The organism is Streptomyces sp. AC602_WCS936 (assembly GCF_019049125.1).
GTDB lineage: Bacteria > Actinomycetota > Actinomycetes > Streptomycetales > Streptomycetaceae > Streptomyces.
In genome coordinates this window covers 1-20,860 of sequence record NZ_JAGMUF010000005.1, presented here as the reverse complement: position 1 = coordinate 20,860, position 20,860 = coordinate 1, and the positions used below count along the sequence as shown (strand labels likewise).

Below are 20,860 nucleotides of genomic sequence, written 5' to 3'. Positions count from 1 at the left end.
CCGGTGCACCGCCGCCAGGAGCCCGACGGGCTCCGCCCGAGCCGCCGTCACAGCGGCGGCTCCGCAGACCGGAGAACCCGATGGACATAACCACTGATCCCCAGAAGCCAGCAGCAGCCCCCGTACCGCACCAGCCCCCCGGCAAGGACGGCAAGCGCGCCACCCGCGGCGCCACCCGCCCCGGCGACCGGGTCTTCCTCGGGCTCTCCCGCGGGTCCGGCATCCTGGTGCTGGCCATCATGGCCGCCATCGCGGCCTTCCTCACCTACCGCGCCACCCTCGCCATCAGCGAGAACGAGGCCAACTTCCTCACCAGCTTCGAGTGGAACCCCAGCGGCGACCCGCCGCAGTTCGGCATCGCCGTCCTGGTCTACGGCACCGTCGTGTCGTCGGTCATCGCGATGGCCATCGCCGTCCCGATCTCGGTCGGCATCGCCCTGTTCATCACGCACTACGCGCCCCGCAAGCTGGGCGGCGTCATCGCGTACGTGATCGACCTGCTCGCCGCCGTGCCCTCGATCGTCTACGGCCTGTGGGGCGCGCTCTTCCTCGTGCCGCACATGGACGGACTCTTCGGCTGGCTGGACGAGTACCTCGGCTGGACCGGCATCTTCGAGTGGAGCGGCGGCGCGCCGCGCTCGATGCTCACCGTGGGCGTCCTGCTCGCGATCATGATCCTGCCGATCATCACCAACGTCAGCCGTGAGGTCTTCCGGCAGGTCCCGCGCATGCACGAGGAGGCCGCCCTGGCCCTCGGCGCCACGCGGTGGGAGGTCATCCGGATGTCGGTGATCCCCTTCGGCCGCTCCGGCATCATCTCCGCCTCGATGCTCGGTCTCGGGCGCGCGCTCGGCGAGACGATGGCCGTGGCCATGGTCCTCTCGCCGACCTTCGACATCAACGCCAGCCTGCTCGACCCGGGCGGCGGCACCTTCGCCCAGAACATCGCCAGCAAGTTCAACGAGGCGACCGTGATGGGCCGGGACGCGCTGATCGCCTCCGGTCTGGTGCTGTTCGTCATCACGCTGCTGGTCAACGGCGGTGCCCGCATGATCATCGCTCGCCGCAAGGAGTACTCGGGGGCCAACGCATGAGCCACGCAACCCTCACCCCCAAGAGCCGCAGCTCGCTGCGCGGCGCCACCCTGCCCAAGTGGTTCCCGTGGGCGGTCGCGGCCGGCGCGACCCTCGCCGGCCTCGGCATCAGCACCGTGGCCGGGCTGAACAGCAGCATCCAGTGGGCCCTGATCGCCGTGGTCCTCTTCGTCGGCGGCACGTACGCCATCTCGGCGGGTGTCGAGGGCGGGCGGCAGGCCAAGGACCGGGTGGCGACCAGCATGGTCTGGGTCGCGTTCCTGCTGGCCCTGATCCCGCTGCTGTCCCTGATCTGGGAGACCGTCAAGCGGGGCGTCGACGTCCTCGACGGCTACTTCCTCACCCACTCGATGGGTGTGGTCGCCGACTACGAGCCCGGCGGCGGCATCTACCACGCCATCCTCGGCACCCTGGAGCAGGTCGGCCTCGCCACCCTGTTCTCCGTGCCGGTCGGTGTGCTCACCGCGATCTACCTGGTCGAGTACGGGAAGGGCCGGCTCGCCAAGGCGGTCACGTTCTTCGTGGACGTGATGACGGGCATCCCGTCGATCGTCGCGGGTCTGTTCATCCTCAGCCTGTGGGTCCTCATCCTGGACATGGGCCCCTCCGGCGTCGCCGGTTCGTTCGCCCTGTCCATCCTGATGATCCCGGTGGTCGTCCGCTCCACCGAGGAGATGCTCAAGCTCGTCCCCAACGAGCTGCGCGAGGCGTCGCTGGCGCTCGGCGTGCCGAAGTGGCGCACGATCCTGAAGGTCGTCCTGCCCACGTCGATCGGCGGCATCGTCACCGGCGTCATGCTGTCCATCGCCCGCATCACCGGCGAGACGGCACCGGTGCTGCTGCTGGTCTGGGGCACGGACTTCATCAACGCGAACCCGTTCCAGGACCCGCAGGAATCGCTGCCGATGTACATCTACCTCCAGTACACCGCCGGTTCCGACCCCGCCTACGACCGTGCCTGGGCGGCGGCCCTGACGCTCATCGCGTTCATCATGATCCTCAACCTCGTGGCCCGCGGGATCGCCCGCTGGAAGGCCCCGAAGACGGGTCGCTGACGCGGCCGCAGCAAGAACAGTCAGCGACCCGGACACGCGAAAGAAGAAGTGATACCCATGGCCAAGCGCATAGACGTCAGCGGCCTCAACGCCTACTACGGCTCCTTCCTGGCCATCGAGGACATCTCGATGACCGTCGAGCCCCGCTCCGTGACCGCCTTCATCGGCCCCTCCGGCTGCGGCAAGTCCACCTTCCTGCGCACGCTCAACCGCATGCACGAGGTCACGCCCGGCGGCCGCGTCGACGGCAAGGTCATGCTGGACGACGAGAACCTCTACGGCGCCGGCATCGACCCGGTGGCCGTGCGCCGCGAGGTCGGCATGGTCTTCCAGCGCCCGAACCCGTTCCCGACCATGTCGGTGTACGACAACGTCGCGGCCGGCCTGAGGCTCAACGGCAAGTACAAGAAGTCCCAGATGGACGACGTCGTCGAGAAGTCGCTGCGCGGCGCCAACCTCTGGAACGAGGTGAAGGACCGCCTCAACAAGCCGGGCTCCGGCCTCTCCGGCGGTCAGCAGCAGCGCCTGTGCATCGCCCGCGCCATCGCCGTCGAGCCGAACGTCCTCCTGATGGACGAGCCCTGCTCCGCCCTGGACCCGATCTCCACCCTCGCCATCGAGGACCTGATCGGCGAGCTGAAGGAGCGCTTCACGATCGTCATCGTGACGCACAACATGCAGCAGGCGGCGCGCGTCTCCGACCGCACGGCGTTCTTCAACCTGGCGGCGGTCGGCCAGCCCGGCAAGCTGATCGAGATCGACGAGACGGAGCGCATCTTCTCCAACCCGTCGGTCCAGGCCACGGAGGACTACATCTCCGGCCGCTTCGGCTAGACCCCCACCCCCGATCCCCTCGCGGTGCTGCATGGCGGTGCCACCGCGAGGAGCACAAAGGGCCCGCCCCCGACCGGGGGCGGGCCCTCTTACATGCACCCAGCTGCAGGCAGCCGCGCCCGCGTAGCTGCGGGCATTCGTGCCGCTGGGGCGGCACGGGTGGGCGCAGCGGCACCCCGCGACGCCGGGCTGCGCACCCACCCCCGACCCGCACGAGCACCGGGCACTCCCTAGAGGAACGCCAGATTCACAACCCAGAACGAACCGGCAGCCACCACCGCAGCCGCCGGCATCGTGATGAACCACCCCACGATGATGTTCCGCGCAACCCCCCACCGCACGGCATTCACCCGCTTCGTAGCCCCCACACCCATGATCGACGACGTGATGACATGCGTCGTCGAGATCGGCGCGTGGAACAGGAACGCCGACCCGAACATGATCGACGCCCCCGTCGTCTCCGCCGCGAACCCCTGCGGCGGATCCAGCTCGATGATCTTCCGCCCCAGCGTCCGCATGATCCGCCAGCCCCCCGCGTACGTCCCCGCGGACAGCATCAGCGCGCACGCGATCTTCACCCACACCGGAATGGGATCGCCGTAGTCCTCGACATCGGCGATGACCAGCGCCATCACCACGATGCCCATCGTCTTCTGCGCGTCCTGCAGACCGTGCCCCAGCGCCATACCCGCCGCGGACACCGTCTGCGCGATACGGAAGCCCCGCTTGGCCTTGTGCGGGTTGGCCCGCCGGAAGATCCACATGATGGCCGTCATCACCAGGTAGCCGGCGATCAGACCGACCACCGGCGACACGAACATCGGAATGACGATCTTGTCGACGACCCCGTGCCAGTACACGGTCGTGCTCCCGGCCAGCGCGGCCCCCACCATCCCGCCGAACAGCGCGTGCGACGAGGACGACGGCAGCCCGAAGTACCAGGTGATCAGATTCCAGACGATGGCACCCACGAGCGCCGCGAAGAGAATCCCCATCCCCTTCGAGCCCTCGGGCGTCTCGATCAGCCCCTCGCTGACGGTCTTGGCGACCCCGGAGCCGAGGAACGCGCCGGCGAGGTTCATGACGGCGGCCATCGCGAGCGCCGCCCGCGGCGTCAGCGCGCGCGTCGACACGGACGTCGCGATCGCGTTCGCCGAGTCGTGGAAGCCGTTCGTATACGTGAAGAAGAGCGCGACCCCGATGGTCACGACCAGTGCGAAGGTGTCCATGAAGGGGTCAGGACTCCTTGACCGCGATGGTCTCCACCGTGTTCGCCACGTGCTCGAACGCGTCGGCCGCTTCCTCGAGCACGTCGACGATCTGCTTGAGCTTCAGCACCTCGATGGCCTCGTACTTGCCGTTGAAGAGGTGGGCGAGCAGCTTGCGGTGGATCTGGTCGGCCTGGTTCTCGAGCCGGTTGACCTCGATCCAGTACTCGGTGAGGTTGTCCATGGTCCGCAGGTTCGGCATGGCCTCGGCGGTCAGCTCGGCGGCCCGCGCCAGCACCTCGATCTGCTGCTCGACGCCCTTGGGCAGTTCCTCGATGTTGTAGAGGACGACCAGGTCGACGGCCTCCTCCATGAAGTCCATGATGTCGTCGAGGGAGGAGGCGAGGTTGTAGATGTCCTCGCGGTCGAAGGGCGTGATGAACGAGGAGTTCAACTGGTGGAAGATCGCGTGCGTGGCGTCGTCACCGGCGTGTTCGGCGGCCCGCATACGCTCTGCGATCTCGGCCCGGGCGGATGCGTCCGCCCCGAGCAGTTCCATCAGGAGTTTCGAGCCCGTGACGATGTTGTCCGCGGATGCGGCGAACATGTCGTAGAAGCTCGTCTCCCTGGGGGTCAGACGAAAGCGCACGTGGGGTCCTCGGGGTGCATCGGTTTCGGTCAGGCTGATGCTAGGCGCATCATCCGGCCACGGCTAACGGGCCGTCCCCCAGTGTCGCCCATCGGGAAGACTGATGAGCAGGGGGGCGACACCCGGACGACGCCCAGGCCACTGCCAGGGTTTCCTTCCAAGGGCCCCTTACCCCGCAAAGTTCGTTACCATATACCCGCCAGGGGTATATGTCCGCTATCTGCCCAATCTCACAGGAGGACGCGATGACGACCACTGAGGCCGGCGCAGGTGCGCCCTCCCCCGCCGTGGACGAGGTGAACGAGGTGGAGACGGACGGCACGGACGTCGTGACCGACCACGACCGGGGCGTGCACGGCTACCACAAGCAGAAGGACGAGCACCTCAAGCGGCTGCGCCGCATCGAGGGCCAGATCCGCGGCCTGCAGCGGATGGTCGACGAGGACGTCTACTGCATCGACATACTGACCCAGGTCTCCGCCTCCACGAAGGCCCTGCAGTCCTTCGCCCTGCAACTCCTGGAGGAGCACCTTCGCCACTGCGTCGCCGACGCGGCCGTCAAGGGCGGCGCCGAGATCGACGCGAAGGTGGAGGAGGCCACGAAGGCGATCGGCCGCCTGCTGCGCACCTGATCCCGGGCGGCTCCGTGGGGCGGCCGGCCGCTACCGGTCGGCCGGAGCGGCCCTGCGCTCCTCGGCCACCCGCAGCACTTCGTCGATGCTCTCCAGACTGAGCCGCTCCCGCGCGGCCGACGCCGCGATGATCAGCTCGCCGCACAGCTCGATCTCGGCGAGGGCCACGTGGTCCTGAACCGCCGTACCGCCGACCGGAGCCACGCGCGTCACCTCGTCTCTGCCGTCACCGACTTCCTAGAGTAGGGAGCGGCCTACACACCGCGCATGGCACGGAAGGGCTAGTTCTTGTCGCCGCCCGGCCCCGCCGCGATCTTGCCGGCGTAGATGTCCTCGTCGTCCGGCAGCCGTACGCGGACGGCGGCGCCGAAATCGTAGAGCAGCGTCGTCGAGGCGACGTCGACGGTGCCCTCGTCCCGCCCGTTGACGAAGCTGAAGCGGTGCCGGACCTTGCGGATGCGGCCCTCGTCGTCGAGGTAGGCGTCGAAGGGCACCTCGGCGGTGGCGAACCCGTCGGCCGCCGCGGCCAGCGCGTCCTTGTTGCCGTCGGAGGCGCCCCGCGCCGCCCGCGCCAGGTCGGCGATCCCCCGGTAGTGCCGCACCTCGGTCCCGCCGACCTCGGTCCGCCCCACGTACGTCGCCGTCCGCGTCCCCCGCAGCACCTCGGCGGCGGCGAAGGGGTCGGTCGCCCCGCCGGTCACGAGGTTCCCGTCGGACAGCGAGGCGGTCTCCACCCGCACCCACTTGTCGTCGGGCACGCCGGCCCCCCGGTTCTTCATGAACAGGGCCCCCGGCGCGAGCAGTTCGGTGATCGGTCGGTGCTCGCTCGTGCCCGCGGGGTCCTGCGGCAGCCGCACCTCCAGCCGGCCGAACCGCCGCTCGAAGTCGTAGACGCCCTCGCCCCGGACGGTGACCCGCGTCCCGCCGCTGGCCATCTCCATCGCGGTGCGCGCTTTGGCGCTCCCGGCGGCCACCAGCCGGTCGGCGGCCCGCTGCAGCACGGCGACCGGATCGCCGCCGCCCGTCCCCTGGACAGCGGCCCCCTCCCCGGAACACCCACTCCCGACCAGCCACACACAGACCACGCCCCCGGCGACGGCGAGACCACCGAGGCCCCTCCTGCCCCGCCGCTGCTCCCTCTCCCGCTCCCGCTCCCGTTCCCGCCCGACCATCGCCACCTACCCCAGCCGTCACGCCCGCTCCGGACCCCCTGCCGACCCGGTTAACGAGGGGTGGGTGACGCCGGTAACGTGGACGGCGTGGCGCAGCAGGACGGGCTGGAAGCCCCCGGGGAAGCCCCCGGACCGGAACCGGAACACCTCACGACGACGGCCGAACAGGGCCGCTTCTGCCTGGCCCGCTGCAGCTGCGGCTGGCGCGGCCCGGCCCGCAGGGCGAGAAGCCAGGCCCGGACGGACGCACAAACGCACGCGGCGGCCTGAGAAGGCCGCCGCGTGCGTTGCCGGGGTGGGACGTCTGCCTTACTTACGCGGCGAGATCCCGCTCCCCCGTCTCCGTACTCTCCTTGCGCGCCCCCGGAATCACGGCGCCGCGCCCGTCCTCACCGTCTCGCCCCCGGGCACGCACCAGCCAACCCACCCTGGGCGACCGCTCGATGGCGCGGGTCAGCGGCGTCAGCAGCGCCATGGCGACCGGCGACAGCAGCAGCGCGACCGCCGTACCGAGGGCGAAGCCGCCGATGACGTCCGTCGGGTAGTGCACGCCCATGTAGACCCGGATGAAGCCGCCGAACAACGCCAGCACGATCGCGCCGAGCCCGAACTTCCGGTTGGCGACGAACAGGGCGACGGCGAGCGCCATGCACAGAGTGGCGTGATCGCTCACGAAGGAGAAGTCGTCCTTACCCGCGACCAGCACTTCCAGCCCGTCATGGGTCTTGAACGGCCGTGGCCGCTCCACGAAACCCCGTATCGGGATGTTGACCAGTACCGCGACACCGGCCGCGAGCGGCGCCCACACCAGGGCCGCCACGCTCGTGGCCGCATCCTCACCGCCCCGCCGCCGCACACCCCACCAGCACCACAGCACCAGCAGCACGATCGCGAACAGCAGTCCGTACTCACCGACGAACTCCATGACCCGGTCGAACCAGTGCGGCGCGTCCTTGGCCAGGCCGTTGATGTCGTAGAGCAGCTCGACGTCGGGGTTCGACCCGGATTCGGCGAGTCCAGCCATGGTGCAGCGGCCCCTTCGTCATGTCCTGCGGCGCACCGTACGCACGCCTTTCCTCTGCCACCCCCGTGGTCAGTAGATCCGCCGGCTCCTCTTGTCCCGCACACCTACACGACAACAGGAACGCACGGCCCCCGTTGATACGTTCCACCTTCCACTGAATGATCACGCAGACGTTATCGAAGAGAGACACGTCGTCGCAGCTCAGGGCATGGGTTCACGCTGTGTCCAAACCATGGCATTCACACCGTGGTGGGCAACGCTTTCGCGCCATCTTCCGTCACCCGGGTCGCCCCGAAGTAGTCCGGGGTGTCGATGGGATCGAACCGGATCACGGCCCCCGTCCGCGGCGCGTCGATCATGTACCCGCCGCCGACGTAGATCCCCACGTGCCGGATGGCCCGCGAATTGGTGAGGTCGTCCGAGAAGAACACGAGATCCCCCGGCAGCAGCTCGTCCCGCCCCGGATGCGGCCCCGCGTTGTACTGGTCGTTGGCGACCCGGGGCAACTTGATCCCCACACTCTCGTACGCCGCCTGCGTCAGCCCCGAACAGTCGAACCGCCCACCCTGACCCGCCGTACCCGTACCGCCCCACAGATAGGGCGTCCCGAGCTTCTCCTGCGCGTAGGCGATGGCCCCGGCGGCCTGCTCGGACGGATCGACGCGCCCCTCGGGCGCCGCGAAGCTCTTCTCCAGGCTCCGGATGACCTTGACGTAGTTCTGGGTCTCCTTGTACGGCGGCACGCCCTGGTACTGGATCACCGCGCCGGCGCCCGCGTTGTAGGAGGCCAGCATGTTCGCGGTCGGGTCGCCGGGCACGTCCTTCACGTACGACGCGAGGGTGCAGTCGTACGACGCCGCCGAGGGGATGGCGTCCGCCGGGTCCCAGACGTCCCGGTCCCCGTCACCGTCCCCGTCGATCCCGTGCGTCGCCCACGTCCCCGGGATGAACTGCGCTATCCCCTGCGCGGCCGCGTGGCTCTGCGCCTTCGGATTGAAGCCGCTCTCCTGGTAGAGCTGGGCGGCGAGCAGCGCGGGGTTGATGGCGGGACAGAGATTGCCCCACTTCTGCACGAGCGCCTGGTACGCCGCGGGAACGGACCCCTTCGCGAGCCTCTTCGACCCGCCCCCGATGCCGTTGGCCAGGTTCCCGGCGACCACGTAGACGCCCACGACGAGCAGCATCACGAAGCCCATCCCGAGGGCAACCGCGACACCGGCCCCGACCCACAACTTCCGCATGGCCCAACCCTCCCCCATGTCCGGGCCGTTCAATAACACTTTCCAGCCATGTCGCGCACCTCTTCGGGACGGCTCCGGCACTCGGCCCACAGCAGCTTGCCGCCCTTCGACGCGCCCAGCTCGCGCAGCACGGACACGCCGACGGCGTCGGCGCAGGCCCGCACCAGCTGAAGCCCTCGTCCGCTCTCGGCGTCCGCCGGGGCCGCGGTGCCGGGCTGCTCCTCGTCCCGGAAGCCGGGCGGCACCCTCCAGTCGGTGTCCCACACGCCGACCCGTAGCCGTCCCGGCTCGCGCGACAGGATGCGGAGGGAGTAGGGGCCGGTGGTGTGCAGGTGGGCGTTGGCGAGGAGTTCGGCGGCCAGCAGCTCGGCGGTGGGCGTGAGCTCGCCGAGCCCGTGCGCGGCGAGGGTGGCACGGAGGGTTGTGCGGGCGATCCCCGGTGCGCGTGGATCGTGCGGGAGGTGGAGGGTGTATCCCCAGGACGGGTCTACGGTGGCCATGGACGTCTCCGATCAGTGCGGGAAGTTGGTTGACGGACGGGGGTGCCCAGTGGCCTGCCGGTCCGTCGACCGGTGCGCTTCTGAGCGGGGCGCCACGAGTAAGCTAAGCGCAGTTCTTATACGGCGCTAGAAAAGAACTTAGATGACACTCATGTGAGTGACAGAGAGGCAAGAGTGGCGTGAGAAGCAACCCGACGGGCCGTCAACTCCGTTTGGGTGCCGAGCTGCGCAAACTGCGCGAGCGAGCTGGGCTGACCTCCACACAGGCCAGCCGCCTCCTCGGCGTACAGCAGAACCAGATCAGCAACGTGGAAGCCGCACGGGCGGGAGTGAGCCCCGAGCGGGTCCGCGCACTCGCATGCCACTACGACTGCGGCGACGAAGCCCTCGTCGACGCGCTCAGCGACATGGCGACCGAGCGGACGCGCGGATGGTGGGAGGAGTACCGCGAGCTCCTGCCTGCCGCACTGCTGGATTTGGCCGAGGTGGAGCACCACGCCGAGCGCCTGCGCGCAGCCGTCACGCTGCACATCCCCGGCCTCCTGCAAACGACGGACTACGCCCGCGAGATCTTCCGCCAGGACGTGCCGGCGATGGCGCCCCCCGACGTCGAGCACCGGGTCTCCTTCCGCATCAAGCGTCAGGCGGTCATCTTCCGAGCGTCCCCGACACCACATCAGGCGACCATCCATGAGGCGGCACTCCGCATGCGCCTCGGCGGCGCCGACGTCACGCGCTCGCAGCTACGCCACCTGCTCGACATGAGCGAACGCGACCACATCACCCTGCGCGTCCTGACATTCGACGCCGGAATGCTTCCGGGCTCGGGGCAGTCCTTCTACTACTCCTCCGGCCCCGTCCCGCAGCTCGACACCGTCCACCTCGACCAGTCCCATGGCCCGGTCTTCCTCGACGCCGGGGCCCAGCTCGACAAGTACCGGGGTCTCCTGGACCGAATCGACGCCAGCGCTCTGCCGCCCGACAGGTCACGGGATCTCATCCACAAGATCGCGGAAGAACTGTGAGGAAGGTCGACATGAAGCAACTCGCCTGGCAAAGGTCCTCCTACTGCGCACAGGGCGACTCCTGCCTCCACGTCGCCACGACGCCCGGCGCCGTCCATCTCACCGAAAGCAGCGACCCCAGCGACTCCATACTCACCCTCACCCCGACCGCCTTCGGCACCTTGCTCACCGCCCTGAAGGCGAACGCCCACCCCGCGCCCGTCCAGGTCACTTTCACTCCCGCGAATGACGCGGACGCCCCCGTCCGCGTCCACGGCCCCGGCATCCACGGAGCCGTCGTCACGACGGACCGTCAGAAGTGGGACGCCTTCGTGCTCGGCGTGAAGGCCGGCGAGTTCGATCACTTCGTGGACGCGTAGAAGGGCCCAACGACACAACCACGCGACAGGTTGCGCACCAGCATCATTGCTAGGCGTAACATGCCGTGATACACAGAGTGACCATACGATTCATCGCATACCGGTCCGCACGGCCCTCTTAGGGGCCGGCGCGGGCCGGTGGCAAGCTATCCGTACGAAACCTGCCAATCAATGACGCCAAGTCGACATACGACGGCGGATTTGTCGGCGACAATGAGGCCTGACCTCTGCACGTCCGCAGAGGGTGCGGAACTACCCAACAGGGGCGGTGACTTACATGCTCTTTGCGGCCGACGAGGGAGACATCAACACCATCATCGGGGGGATCGCTCCGGACTGGGGCCCCTTCGGTGCGCTGGGGGCCGAGGCGAAGACGATGGTCCAGGTCGTCATGGCCGTAGCCATCCTGCTCTGCCTCGGCATCGCCATCTGGGGCGCCGCCAAGCAGCGCATCGGCGCCACGGCCCTGAGGGACACCTTCAGCGCCGAGCAGGGCAAGGGCCTCATCATCGCCGGGCTGACGGGCGTGTTCATCATCGGCTCCCTCGGCACGCTCTTCACCATCGTGTACGGGATGGCCGTATAGCCACGCTCACGCCCGTTCCTCACCCTCCACCCCACCCGCCCGTCGTGCCAACCGGCTGAGGTTGCGTTTCCCTGATGTCGAGTCACCACACCGCGCCCGCGCGGGAACCAGCACGGCTACCGTCGTACTTCTACGGCAGACACGACGTCGAGGGGGCGTACGCGGCATGAGTCTCGGAGACGACCAGCAGTCCTCCGGCGGTTACGGCGGCATGAGCGGGACGCGGATGCGGCTGCCCGAGGACGAGGGCGGGCACCGACGCGGCGGCCGTTCGTCGTCCAGAAGCCTGGTCACCGTGGTCGGCGTCGTCGTCCTCCTCATCGCCGCGATCGCCTTCGCGAACCGTGGAGGAGAGGACTCCGATTCCTCCGACGCGGCTGCGGAAGACAAGCCGAAGACGTCCTCGACGGCCCCATCAGGCACCGCGCCGGTCCAGTCGGGCTTCGCCCATGACGAGCAGGGGGCGCAGAGTGCGGCGGCGAACTATGCGGTGGCTTTGGGGTCGGCCGACATGTTCGACAAGGCCAAGCGGACCTCCATCCTCCAGGCGATCATCGTCCCCTCCAGAGCGGCAGACTTCGGGGCGACCCTGGACAAGGCCTACAGCCCCCAGTTCAACAAGGCTGTCGGCCTGAACGAGGACGGCTCGACCCCGAAGGGCTACACCTTCGTGAGCCGTACCAGCCCGATCGGAACCAAGGTCACCGAAAGCTCGGCCGACAGCGCAACGGTCGAAGTCTGGTGCAGTGGGCTGCTCGGACTCGCAGGCAAGAACTCCACAACCCCGGTCACGAGCAGCTGGTTCACCATCACCATGAAGCTCGAATGGGTGGACGGTGACTGGAAGATCGTGACGCACTCCCAGAAGGACGGCCCGGCACCGATCCCCGGCGACAACAAGGCCTCCAGCGCGGACGAGATGGCGAAGGCAGTCCAGGAGTATGGAGGGTTCAGCTATGCCCGCTAACCGCCGCGTCCTCAGGTTGACCGGTTTCCTCGCAACCGTGCAGGTGGCCGCCGTCCTCTGCGCCACGCGCGCTTTCGCTGCCCCCACGCCTTCGCCCACGCCGAGCGACGACCCCTGCGACCTCATCCACGGCCCCGCCAAGGAGTACTGCGAAGACGGCAACAGCGGCACCGGCTCCACCGGCGGCGGCGGAGCCGACACTCCCGGCATCTCCTCCACCCTCGACCCCCTCTCCTCCCTCGCCAAGGGCTGCGCCGACGCCGCCGCATGGACCGTCGACAAGCTCAGCGCCGCCGTCGAGGACACCGCGAACGTCGACTTCACCAACCCGAAGTTCCTCCAGCAGTACGCCGTCGTCTTCGCGGCGTCGACCATCCTCACGCTCGTCCTCTGGCTGCTCGCGGTAGCGAAGCGTGCCGTGCGCGGCGTCCCGCTCAGTACCGCGCTCTCCGAGGCCATCGGGTTCCTCTGGCTCACCGTCCTGGCGTCGGCGTTCACGCCGCTGATCCTCTACACGGTCGTGTCCGCGACCGACGGCGTCACGGACGTCCTCGCCCAGACGACCGGCGACCAGACGGACACGTTCTTCGGCACGTTCTCCGGCGCCCTGAAAAAGGGCGAGGACATCGGCGGCGGACCGATCATGCTGATCGTCGTCTCCCTGGTGTCGATCCTCGCCGCCGGCGTCCTCTGGCTGGAACTGGTCATCCGCGCCGCGTTGCTGTACGTCGGCGCCCTGCTCGGCACCGTCGTCTACGCCGGCCTGGTCGACAAGAACCTGTGGGGTCACGTCCGCCGATGGGCCGGCATCATGATCGCGGTCATCCTCGTGAAGCCCGTCATCGTCATCGTGCTCGGGCTCGCCGGGGCGCTGTCCGCCGACGACGGGCCGGACGCCTTCTCCGCCGTCGTCTCCGGCCTAGCGATCATCCTGCTCGCCATCTTCGCGTCCGCGATGATCTACCGCTTCGTCCCCGGCTTCGGCGACGAGATCGCGAACGGCCGCAACAACCGCATCATGCAGGGTGCCGAGGGCAAGGCCGCCGCCGTGATCAGCTCCCCGGCGAACCTGGTCGCCCAGGGCATCAGAACCCACAGCTCCCGCCACAACGGCGACGGCGGAGGCGGCGGCGGCCAGGGCGGCAGCTCCTCCTCCGCGTCCCGCCCCTCGAACCCCGCCTCCGGCGGAGTCGCCGCGCACAGCTCGCGCCCCTCGAACGGCGGCGGCGGAACTGTCCCCTCCGCCGCACCCGCACCGCGCTCCGCCAGCCCGGTGAACACACCCCACGCCAGCAACGCCCGTAACAGCAAAAACAGCACAGGAGGTGACGGGCGTTGACGACCGAGTCCCACGTGTCCCATCCGGTCACGCCCCGCCGTACGTATCTCATCGGCCGCGCCCGGCCGAACGCGATCGTCGGCCGCAACCGCGAGACCGGTGAGATCGCGCTGATCGTCGTCGGCGCGTTCCTCGGCATGATGTGCGGGCTCCTCGTCCCCGTCCTGACCCTGCGCATCGTGCTGCTCGTCGGCTTCCCCATGCTCGCGCTGGCCGCCGTCTACGTGCCGTACAAGCACCGGACGTTCTACCGGTGGTTCGAGATCAACCGGAGCTACAAGCGGACGCTCCGCAACGGCACCACCTACCGCTCCGGCGCGATCGAGGCGGGCACCCGGCTCGACGGCCGGGAGGTCGAGGTCGGCCCGCCGCCCGGCATCGGCCGCATCACCTGGCTGGCCGCGCCCTTCGGGCCGGACGAGATCGCCGTACTGCTGCACGCCGACCGCAAGACGGTGACGGCCGCGATCGAGATCGAGGGCCCCGGCGTCGGCCTGCGCGACTCCGAGGACCAGGAAGCCCTCGTCGACCGCTTCGGCACCCTGCTCAAGCACGTGGCCAACGGCGACGGCTTCGTCACCCGCATCCAGATGCTCGCCCGCACCCTCCCGGCCGACCCCGACGCGCACGCCAAGGACGTCGCCCAGCGCGGCGACGACAAGGCGCTGCCGTGGCTGCAGCAGTCGTACGACCAGCTCCAGTCGATGGTGTCGACCAGCAGCGAGCAGCACCGCGCCTACCTCATCGCCTGCATGCACTACACCCGCGAGCTGGCGGCCGAGGCCAACGCCATGGCCCGCGCCGCACGCCCGCAGAACGGCCGGAAGCTGGACCGGGACGCGGGCCTCGCGGTGGTCATGGCGCGCGAGCTGACCGACATCTGCTCGCGCCTCCAGGAGGCGGACATCCGCGTACGCCAGCCGCTGGGCCAGGGCCGGCTCGCCTCCCTCGTCCACGCCATGTACGACCCGGACCACCCCATCGACCACATCCAGGCGATGACCAAGCGCAACGCCTGGCCGGCCGAGCTGGACGCCATGGAGCCCACCTACCTCCAGGCGAAGACCCGCGAGTCCTCCACCCGCGCCCCTTGGTGCCACGCCACCGCCTGGGTCAAGGAGTGGCCGATGACCCCGGTCGGCGTCAACTTCCTGGCCCCTCTTCTCGTCCACACGCCGGACGTGATCCGCACGGTCGCCGTCACGATGGACCTCGAACCCACCGAGGTCGCCATCGAGCGCATGTTGACCGAGAAGACGAACGACGAGGCCGAGGCCTCCCGCGCCGCCAAGATGAACCGCACCGTCGACCCGCGCGACATCGCCGCCCACGGCCGCCTGGATCAGCGGGGCGAGGACCTCGCCAGCGGCGCGGCCGGCGTCAACCTGGTCGGCTACATCACCGTCTCCTCCCGTTCCCCCGAGGCGCTGGCCCGCGACAAGCGGACGATAAGGGCCTCGGCCGGAAAGTCGTACCTGAAACTGGAGTGGTGCGACCGTGAGCACCACCGCGCCTTCGTGAACACACTTCCGTTCGCCACCGGCATCCGAAGGTAGGGGCTGAGCCTGATGCGGGACCCGCTGACCGTCCTCACCGAAGCCTTCACGTCCTTCCTCTTCGGGAAGGTGGAGACGACCCGCCTGCCCGTCCGCACCTCCACGGGCCAGGCGCAGGCCGTCTACCTCCCCACCGCAGCGCCCGGCCTCGGCGACTCCGGCGTGATCATCGGCCGCGAGGTCTACTCCGGCAAGGGCTACATCTACGACCCCTTCCAGCTCTACGGCCAGCAGCTCCCCGCCCCGCACTGGCTGGTGCTCGGGGAGTCCGGCAACGGCAAGTCGGCGCTGGAGAAGACGTACGTCCTGCGCCAGCTCCGCTTCCGCGACCGCCAGGTCGTCGTCCTGGACGCCCAGGGCGAGGACGGCGTCGGCGAGTGGAACCTCATCGCCGAGGAGCTGGGCATAACTCCCATCCGCCTCGACCCGATGGCCGCCCTGGACCACGGCATCCGGCTCAACCCGCTCGACCCGGCGATCACGACGACGGGCCAGCTCGCCCTGCTCCGGACGATCATCGAGGTCGCGATGGGCCACGGCCTGGACGAGCGCTCCGGCTTCGCGCTCAAGGTCGCGCACGCCTACGTCAACGAGACCATCGTCGAACGCCAGCCGGTCCTCACCGACATCGTCGAGCAGCTCCGCCACCCCGAGCCGGAGTCGGCCGAGGCGATGAACGTCGCCATAGACGACGTACGGGCGTGGGGCCTGGACGTGGCGCTCGTCCTCGACCGGCTCGTCGACGGCGACCTGCGCGGCATGTTCGACGGACCGACGACCGTCGGCATCGACCTCGACGCCCCGCTGATCGTCTTCGACCTTTCCCACATCGACCGCAACTCCATCGCCATGCCGATCCTGATGGCGATCGTGGGGGTGTGGCTGGAGCACACCTGGATTCGCCCCGACCGGAAGAAGCGCATCTTCCTGGTCGAGGAGGCCTGGCACATCATCAACAGCCCGTTCGTGGCGCAGCTGTTCCAGCGGCTGCTGAAGTTCGGGCGGCGGCTGGGCCTGTCGTTCGTGGCGGTGGTGCACCACCTGTCGGACGTCGTGGACGGGGCGGCGGCGAGGGAGGCCGCGGCGATCCTGAAGATGGCCTCCACCCGCACCATCTACGCGCAGAAGGCCGACGAGGCCCGGGCCACCGGACGCGTCCTGGGCCTGCCGCGCTGGGCCGTGGAGATCATCCCGACCCTCACCCCCGGCATCGCGGTGTGGGACGTCAACGGCAACGTCCAGGTGGTCAAGCACCTGATCACGGAGACCGAACGCCCGCTGGTCTTCACCGACCGCGCGATGACCGAGTCCTCCGCGGACTTCAGCGACGACGCCCTGCGCGCCGCCGAGCTGGAGGCGGAGGAGCGGGCGGCGGCGTTCGTGGAACAGCACATCGGCGACTCGTCGGAATCGACGGTGGCCTAGGCGAGGGGGAGGCACGGGGCAGATGAGACCGGACGACCAGCGGCGGGACGGTCAGGGCGGCGGCATCCCGGACGGGCTGCTGATCGGCATACTCGCTTTCCTCCTCGGCATGACCCTGCTGGTGTGGACGGCGACCGGTCTCGCCGCCCTGTTCGCCCACGGCTCCTGGCCCGCCGGCGTGACCTTCACCGACACGCCCCAGGCCATGCGTCACCTGGTCGCCGAACCCCACGACATCCCCGGGGCCTGGCCGAACTCCCCCGCCTCCGGCCTCTCCGGGTACGGGCTGTTCTGGGGGCTGTTCATCGGCCAGCTGATGGTGCTGGTCGTGCTGACCGTGTTCGTGATGGGGACGGTGGCGCGGTGGCGGGCGGTACGGCAGCGACGGCGGGCGACGCCCCTACAGGAGCCGGAGCAGGTCCACGAGGTCCCGACCCCGAGGGCACCGCAGGCACCGCAGCAGCCGGAACCGGAACCGGAACCGGCATCGGAACCGGCGGAGGAATCCCTCGCCTCTGTGGCCGACAGTAAACGGGTGGGTGGGTGGGAAACCCCCCGCGCCGAAGGCGCGATCCACTACGGCCCCCCGGCCACCCGCACCGAAACCGCCGCCAACGCCCTGCGCGAAGCAGAAGGCGCCGCCCTCGTCATCACCTCAAGCCCGGCCCTCTGGTCGGACACCAAGGACGCCCGCGCCAAACTCGGCCCCTGCCACCTCTACGACCCCGGCCACCTCTGCGACACCCCGGCCCGCGTCCACTGGTCCCCCACCACCGGCTGCGAGGACAGACAGACGGCCACGGCCCGAGCGGCCGCCCTCCTCGCACCGGTCCGCCCCACCGCCCGGCTCGACCAGGCCCTCGGCGACACCGCCGAACTGCTCCTGCGCAGCTACCTCCACGCCGCCGCCATCGACGGCCGCACCGTCCGCCACGTCCACCGCTGGTCCCAGGGCCTGCAGATCCAGGACGCCGTACGCATCCTCCGTACCAACCCCAAGGCCGCACCCGGTGCAGCGGGCGAGCTCGAAGGCGCCCTCACCGCCCACCCCGACCGCCGGGACATGGCCCAGCAGCTGACCACCCGGGCCCTGGCCGCCCTCTCCACGGTCAACATCCGCGAAGCCTGCACTCCGAACCGAACTGATGCCCTCGCCTTGGATTCCTTCGTGCACGAACAGGGAACCCTTTACGTGGTGGGTGAATCCATCGAGGACCCTCGGACGAGCCCCGGCGCGATGCCGCTGCTGACGGCGCTCGTCTCAAGCGTGGTCGAGAGCGGCCGGCGCATGGCCGAACGGTCATCCTCCGGTCGCCTCGACCCACCACTCACCCTGGTCCTGGACGACGTGGCCGCCGTAGCCCCGCTCCCCCAGCTCCCGGAACTGCTCACCATCGGAGCGGACCTCGGCCTGCCGACCCTGGCCCTCCTCCGCTCCCGCGAACAGGGCCGCGCCCGCTGGCCCCACGACGAACTCCCGGTCTGAGCCCGCGCGCACGCGGCCGCGTCAGCGCTCGACCACGAACTCCAGCTCCCGCTCACCCGGCTCCCCGCCCACCAGCGGCACCGTCCGCCCGCTCGGCGCGAACCCGGCCTTCCGGTAGGCGCCCTGCGCGCGCCCGTTGTCCGGGTGGACGATGAGCCGCACCCGCTCCAGGCCGCTCGCCCAGGCCCACTCCAGCCCGGCGGCGAAGAGCGCCTTGGTCAGCCCGCTCCCCCGCCACTCGGGCCGTACGAACACCCCGACCACGTGCCCCTGCCGCCGCTCCACGGGCAACCCGGCCCAGTCGTTCGTCCCGGCCTCCTCGACCAGCACGGCCAGCGTGCCGAGCCACGCACCTCCCGGCCCCTCGGCGACGATCTGCCGCGCCCCGGACCCGCCCTCGGCCGCCTTCGCCGCCCGCTCCTGCCAGTACGCGTCCGGCCGGCCCGCGGCGTCCTCGTACGTCTCCAGGTACGCGAGGTGCGCCAGCGGGTCCCGCAGCGCGCGCAACCGCAGTTCCTTCACGGCGGGCCACTCGTCGGCGCGTATGGAGCGGATCACGTAGTCACCGGGAACCGAGGCACTCATGCGGGCCACCGTAATACCCCGGTACTACACCCCTCACCTCATATACGGCCCCGAGGCGGACGCCCACCGGACCCGTACATCCGAGGATGGTCGGATGGAGCCCGTGACCGAGGAAAGAGCCGCCGACCCCCTCACCGAGCACGTCCAACGCGTCGTCCGCCGGGTACGGGCCTTCGACCGGCGCCGCCCGCTCGTCTGGGACCTGCACCTCACCGCCTTCTGGGTCACGGCCGGCCTCATCGACTACACCGGCGGCGGCTGGCGCAACATCGCCCACAACCTGGACGTCCCCGGCTGGCTCCTGCTCGTCATGACCCTGGGCTTCACGATCCCCCTCCTGTGGCGCCGCAGCCACCCGGGGGCGGTGCTGCTCGCGATGGCCCCGGTCGCCGTCATCAACGCCTGGACCGGCGCCATCCTCCAAGCGGCCATGCTCCAACTCCTCGTCGTCTTCCACATCGCCCTGCGCCTTCCCCTGCGCTCCCTGTGCTGGGCGACTCCCCTGGTACTGACGCAGGTCCTCGTCTCCGGTCTCCGCCACGGGGACAGCGCGGGCTCCTGGAACCAGCAGTTCGGCTCCCAGCTCCTCTCCATCGGCGTGGCGGCCCTCATCGGCGTCACGGTCCGCACCCGCCGGAACTACACCGCCGCCCTCGAGGATCGCGCCCACCGCCTGGAGGTCGAACGCGACCAGCAGGCACAGCTCGCCGCCGCCGCGGAACGCGCCCGCATCGCCCGCGAGATGCACGACATCATCGGCCACAACCTCTCCGTCATCACCGGCCTCGCGGACGGCGGCCGGTACGCCGCCACCAAGTCCCCGGAGCGCGCCGCCCAGGCCCTCGACGCGATCGGCAACACCAGCCGCCAGGCCATGGGCGAGCTACGCCGTCTCCTCGACGTCCTGCGCGACGACGAGCAGAGCCGCCAGGAACCGGCCGAGCTGGCTCCCCAGCCCTCCCTCACCGACCTCGCCCCCCTCATCGACGGCGTCCGCCAGGCCGGCCTCCCCGTCCGCACGACCGTGCACGGCCGTCCCGACCTCCCCGCCGGCCGCCAGCTCGCCGTCTACCGCGTGATCCAGGAGGCCCTGACCAACACCCTCAAACACGCGGGCCCCGACGCCACCGCCGACATCGACCTCTCCTACGGCGACGGCGGCGCCGTCACCCTCACGATCACCGACACGGGCCGCACCGCCCGGCCCGGCGCCACGTCCGACGGCCGAGGACTTCCCGGCATGCGGGAGCGGACCGCGCTGTACGGCGGCACACTTGAGGCCGGCCCACGCCCCCGCCCCGAGCAGGGCTGGCGCGTCCACCTACACCTCCCGGAGGAACCCCCGCAGTGACCACCGTCCTCATCGCCGACGACCAGCCTCTCCAGCGATTCGGTTTCCGGATGCTCCTGGAGAGCCAGGACGACATGACGGTCGTCGGGGAGGCGGCCAACGGCGCGGAAGCCGCCCGCACGGCGGCCGAACTCCACCCCGACGTCGTCCTCATGGACGTCCGCATGCCCGGCCTGGACGGCATCGAGGCCACCCGCCGCATCGTCGCCTCCGGAGGCCGCACCCGGATTCTCATCCTCACGACCTTCGACCTCGACGAGTACGCCTACGCAGGTCTGCGCGCCGGCGCCTCCGGCTTCCTCGTCAAGGACGCCCAGCCCGAGGAGCTGCTCTCCGGCATCCGGGCCGTGGCGACCGGCGACGCCGTGGTGGCCCCCAGCCTGACCCGCCGCCTGCTCGACGCCTACGTCCACCACCTGCCGGCTCCCACGGAAACGACCGGCTCCCCCGACCCCCGCCTGGCCACCCTCACCGACCGGGAGAGCGAGATCCTGCGCGTCCTGGGCCTCGGCTGGACCAACACGGAGATAGCGGAGCGCCTGCACCTGGCCGAGTCGACGGTGAAGACGCACGTGGGCCGCATCCTCGCCAAGACCGGCTCACGCGACCGCGTCCAGGCGGTCATCCTGGCGTACGACACGAAGCTCGTGAAACCGTCCTGAAAAGGGCCCCGTAAACGCAGAAAGCCCCGCACCGTTCCCGGTGCGGGGCTTTCTCGCAATAATTGTTCGGCGGCGTCCTACTCTCCCACAGGGTCCCCCCTGCAGTACCA

The 20,860-nt window shown here is 69.8% G+C and carries 23 protein-coding genes; 15 read left to right on the top strand and 8 right to left on the bottom strand.

Annotated elements, in window-relative coordinates; translation table 11 throughout:
* Positions 1-80: 80 nt before the first annotated feature.
* From pstC to pstB, 3 genes are read left to right on the top strand one after another with little or no spacing between them, the layout of a single operon-like run.
* Positions 81-1,094, top strand: a complete 1,014-nt coding sequence (gene pstC, locus KUM03_RS02100) for a phosphate ABC transporter permease subunit PstC (protein ID WP_073729765.1) — start codon at positions 81-83, stop codon at positions 1,092-1,094.
* A complete protein-coding gene (pstA, locus tag KUM03_RS02095; RefSeq protein WP_073729766.1) occupies positions 1,091-2,149 on the top strand; it encodes a phosphate ABC transporter permease PstA in 1,059 nt (352 codons plus the stop codon). Before pstC ends, pstA begins: the two co-directional genes overlap by 4 nt.
* A gap of 57 nt (positions 2,150-2,206) precedes the next feature.
* The gene (gene pstB, locus KUM03_RS02090; protein ID WP_217245230.1) at positions 2,207-2,983 is read left to right on the top strand and encodes a phosphate ABC transporter ATP-binding protein PstB; all 777 of its coding nucleotides are present in this window, start codon (positions 2,207-2,209) and stop codon (positions 2,981-2,983) included.
* Positions 2,984-3,213: 230 nt separating this feature from the next.
* Here the strand turns inward: pstB and pitH are convergent, their stop codons facing one another.
* Both pitH and KUM03_RS02080 read right to left on the bottom strand, forming a co-directional pair.
* Positions 3,214-4,212, bottom strand: coding sequence for a low-affinity phosphate transporter PitH (gene pitH, locus KUM03_RS02085; protein ID WP_217245228.1), 999 nt, complete (start codon positions 4,210-4,212; stop codon positions 3,214-3,216).
* 7 nt (positions 4,213-4,219) lie between these two features.
* A complete protein-coding gene (locus KUM03_RS02080) occupies positions 4,220-4,840 on the bottom strand; it encodes a DUF47 domain-containing protein (protein WP_030403626.1) in 621 nt (206 codons plus the stop codon).
* A gap of 245 nt (positions 4,841-5,085) precedes the next feature.
* Here KUM03_RS02080 and KUM03_RS02075 point away from each other — a divergent pair, with 245 nt between their 5' ends.
* Positions 5,086-5,472 carry a metal-sensitive transcriptional regulator gene (locus KUM03_RS02075; protein WP_217245226.1) on the top strand — a complete coding sequence of 129 codons (387 nt, stop codon included), beginning with the start codon at positions 5,086-5,088 and terminating at the stop codon, positions 5,470-5,472.
* 30 nt (positions 5,473-5,502) lie between these two features.
* Here KUM03_RS02075 and KUM03_RS02070 read toward each other — a convergent pair whose 3' ends face one another.
* Positions 5,503-5,685: a hypothetical protein gene (locus tag KUM03_RS02070; protein ID WP_073729770.1), complete on the bottom strand. Its 183-nt coding sequence runs from the start codon at positions 5,683-5,685 to the stop codon at positions 5,503-5,505.
* 68 nt (positions 5,686-5,753) lie between these two features.
* Positions 5,754-6,644: a hypothetical protein gene (locus KUM03_RS02065; RefSeq protein WP_217245224.1), complete on the bottom strand. Its 891-nt coding sequence runs from the start codon at positions 6,642-6,644 to the stop codon at positions 5,754-5,756.
* Positions 6,645-6,731: 87 nt separating this feature from the next.
* Here KUM03_RS02065 and KUM03_RS02060 point away from each other — a divergent pair, with 87 nt between their 5' ends.
* A complete protein-coding gene (locus tag KUM03_RS02060; RefSeq protein ID WP_217245344.1) occupies positions 6,732-6,914 on the top strand; it encodes a hypothetical protein in 183 nt (60 codons plus the stop codon).
* A gap of 43 nt (positions 6,915-6,957) precedes the next feature.
* Here the strand turns inward: KUM03_RS02060 and KUM03_RS02055 are convergent, their stop codons facing one another.
* The 3 genes from KUM03_RS02055 to KUM03_RS02045 all read right to left on the bottom strand — a co-directional run bounded on the left by KUM03_RS02055 (position 6,958) and on the right by KUM03_RS02045 (position 9,409).
* The gene (locus KUM03_RS02055) at positions 6,958-7,668 is read right to left on the bottom strand and encodes a phosphatase PAP2 family protein (protein WP_217245222.1); all 711 of its coding nucleotides are present in this window, start codon (positions 7,666-7,668) and stop codon (positions 6,958-6,960) included.
* 239 nt (positions 7,669-7,907) lie between these two features.
* Complete coding sequence (locus KUM03_RS02050) at positions 7,908-8,927, bottom strand: bifunctional lytic transglycosylase/C40 family peptidase (RefSeq protein WP_217245221.1); 1,020 nt, start codon at positions 8,925-8,927, stop codon at positions 7,908-7,910.
* A gap of 11 nt (positions 8,928-8,938) precedes the next feature.
* On the bottom strand, positions 8,939-9,409 hold the full coding sequence (locus KUM03_RS02045; protein ID WP_217245220.1) for an ATP-binding protein: 471 nt from the start codon (positions 9,407-9,409) through the stop codon (positions 8,939-8,941).
* 179 nt (positions 9,410-9,588) lie between these two features.
* Here KUM03_RS02045 and KUM03_RS02040 point away from each other — a divergent pair, with 179 nt between their 5' ends.
* From KUM03_RS02040 to KUM03_RS02005, 8 genes are all read left to right on the top strand, one after another.
* Entirely contained in the window at positions 9,589-10,434 is an 846-nt protein-coding gene (locus tag KUM03_RS02040) for a helix-turn-helix transcriptional regulator (protein WP_217245218.1), read from the top strand.
* A gap of 11 nt (positions 10,435-10,445) precedes the next feature.
* Entirely contained in the window at positions 10,446-10,793 is a 348-nt protein-coding gene (locus KUM03_RS02035) for a DUF397 domain-containing protein (protein ID WP_217245216.1), read from the top strand.
* Between the two features lie 277 nt (positions 10,794-11,070).
* Positions 11,071-11,379 carry a membrane protein gene (locus KUM03_RS02030; protein WP_019326783.1) on the top strand — a complete coding sequence of 103 codons (309 nt, stop codon included), beginning with the start codon at positions 11,071-11,073 and terminating at the stop codon, positions 11,377-11,379.
* Positions 11,380-11,545: 166 nt separating this feature from the next.
* Complete coding sequence (locus KUM03_RS02025; protein ID WP_217245214.1) at positions 11,546-12,346, top strand: hypothetical protein; 801 nt, start codon at positions 11,546-11,548, stop codon at positions 12,344-12,346.
* On the top strand, positions 12,336-13,685 hold the full coding sequence (locus tag KUM03_RS02020) for a hypothetical protein (protein ID WP_217245213.1): 1,350 nt from the start codon (positions 12,336-12,338) through the stop codon (positions 13,683-13,685). The genes KUM03_RS02025 and KUM03_RS02020 overlap by 11 nt, the downstream gene beginning before the upstream one ends.
* Positions 13,682-15,241 carry an SCO6880 family protein gene (locus KUM03_RS02015; protein ID WP_217245211.1) on the top strand — a complete coding sequence of 520 codons (1,560 nt, stop codon included), beginning with the start codon at positions 13,682-13,684 and terminating at the stop codon, positions 15,239-15,241. Before KUM03_RS02020 ends, KUM03_RS02015 begins: the two co-directional genes overlap by 4 nt.
* Before the next feature lie 12 nt (positions 15,242-15,253).
* On the top strand, positions 15,254-16,666 hold the full coding sequence (locus KUM03_RS02010; protein WP_217245210.1) for an ATP-binding protein: 1,413 nt from the start codon (positions 15,254-15,256) through the stop codon (positions 16,664-16,666).
* Positions 16,667-16,688: 22 nt separating this feature from the next.
* Positions 16,689-18,152: a type IV secretory system conjugative DNA transfer family protein gene (locus tag KUM03_RS02005; protein WP_217245208.1), complete on the top strand. Its 1,464-nt coding sequence runs from the start codon at positions 16,689-16,691 to the stop codon at positions 18,150-18,152.
* A gap of 21 nt (positions 18,153-18,173) precedes the next feature.
* Here KUM03_RS02005 and KUM03_RS02000 read toward each other — a convergent pair whose 3' ends face one another.
* Entirely contained in the window at positions 18,174-18,737 is a 564-nt protein-coding gene (locus tag KUM03_RS02000) for a GNAT family N-acetyltransferase (RefSeq protein WP_217245206.1), read from the bottom strand.
* Positions 18,738-18,831: 94 nt separating this feature from the next.
* Between KUM03_RS02000 and KUM03_RS01995 the strand changes: the two genes are divergently transcribed.
* Both KUM03_RS01995 and KUM03_RS01990 read left to right on the top strand, forming a co-directional pair.
* Positions 18,832-20,088 carry a sensor histidine kinase gene (locus tag KUM03_RS01995; protein WP_217245205.1) on the top strand — a complete coding sequence of 419 codons (1,257 nt, stop codon included), beginning with the start codon at positions 18,832-18,834 and terminating at the stop codon, positions 20,086-20,088.
* On the top strand, positions 20,085-20,750 hold the full coding sequence (locus KUM03_RS01990) for a response regulator transcription factor (protein WP_217245203.1): 666 nt from the start codon (positions 20,085-20,087) through the stop codon (positions 20,748-20,750). Before KUM03_RS01995 ends, KUM03_RS01990 begins: the two co-directional genes overlap by 4 nt.
* Positions 20,751-20,860 lie beyond the last annotated feature (110 nt).

What these genes read in the sequence shown, in the direction of transcription:
- pstC (WP_073729765.1), top strand. Translation starts at nt 81, where the DNA reads ATGGACATAACCACTGATCCCCAGAAGCCAGCAGCAGCCCCCGTACCG.
- pstA (WP_073729766.1), top strand. Translation starts at nt 1,091, where the DNA reads ATGAGCCACGCAACCCTCACCCCCAAGAGCCGCAGCTCGCTGCGCGGC.
- pstB (WP_217245230.1), top strand. Translation starts at nt 2,207, where the DNA reads ATGGCCAAGCGCATAGACGTCAGCGGCCTCAACGCCTACTACGGCTCC.
- pitH (WP_217245228.1), bottom strand. Translation starts at nt 4,212, where the DNA reads ATGGACACCTTCGCACTGGTCGTGACCATCGGGGTCGCGCTCTTCTTC.
- KUM03_RS02075 (WP_217245226.1), top strand. Translation starts at nt 5,086, where the DNA reads ATGACGACCACTGAGGCCGGCGCAGGTGCGCCCTCCCCCGCCGTGGAC.
- KUM03_RS02065 (WP_217245224.1), bottom strand. Translation starts at nt 6,644, where the DNA reads ATGGTCGGGCGGGAACGGGAGCGGGAGCGGGAGAGGGAGCAGCGGCGG.
- KUM03_RS02055 (WP_217245222.1), bottom strand. Translation starts at nt 7,668, where the DNA reads ATGGCTGGACTCGCCGAATCCGGGTCGAACCCCGACGTCGAGCTGCTC.
- KUM03_RS02050 (WP_217245221.1), bottom strand. Translation starts at nt 8,927, where the DNA reads ATGGGGGAGGGTTGGGCCATGCGGAAGTTGTGGGTCGGGGCCGGTGTC.
- KUM03_RS02045 (WP_217245220.1), bottom strand. Translation starts at nt 9,409, where the DNA reads ATGGCCACCGTAGACCCGTCCTGGGGATACACCCTCCACCTCCCGCAC.
- KUM03_RS02035 (WP_217245216.1), top strand. Translation starts at nt 10,446, where the DNA reads ATGAAGCAACTCGCCTGGCAAAGGTCCTCCTACTGCGCACAGGGCGAC.
- KUM03_RS02030 (WP_019326783.1), top strand. Translation starts at nt 11,071, where the DNA reads ATGCTCTTTGCGGCCGACGAGGGAGACATCAACACCATCATCGGGGGG.
- KUM03_RS02025 (WP_217245214.1), top strand. Translation starts at nt 11,546, where the DNA reads ATGAGTCTCGGAGACGACCAGCAGTCCTCCGGCGGTTACGGCGGCATG.
- KUM03_RS02020 (WP_217245213.1), top strand. Translation starts at nt 12,336, where the DNA reads ATGCCCGCTAACCGCCGCGTCCTCAGGTTGACCGGTTTCCTCGCAACC.
- KUM03_RS02010 (WP_217245210.1), top strand. Translation starts at nt 15,254, where the DNA reads ATGCGGGACCCGCTGACCGTCCTCACCGAAGCCTTCACGTCCTTCCTC.
- KUM03_RS02005 (WP_217245208.1), top strand. Translation starts at nt 16,689, where the DNA reads ATGAGACCGGACGACCAGCGGCGGGACGGTCAGGGCGGCGGCATCCCG.
- KUM03_RS02000 (WP_217245206.1), bottom strand. Translation starts at nt 18,737, where the DNA reads ATGAGTGCCTCGGTTCCCGGTGACTACGTGATCCGCTCCATACGCGCC.
- KUM03_RS01995 (WP_217245205.1), top strand. Translation starts at nt 18,832, where the DNA reads ATGGAGCCCGTGACCGAGGAAAGAGCCGCCGACCCCCTCACCGAGCAC.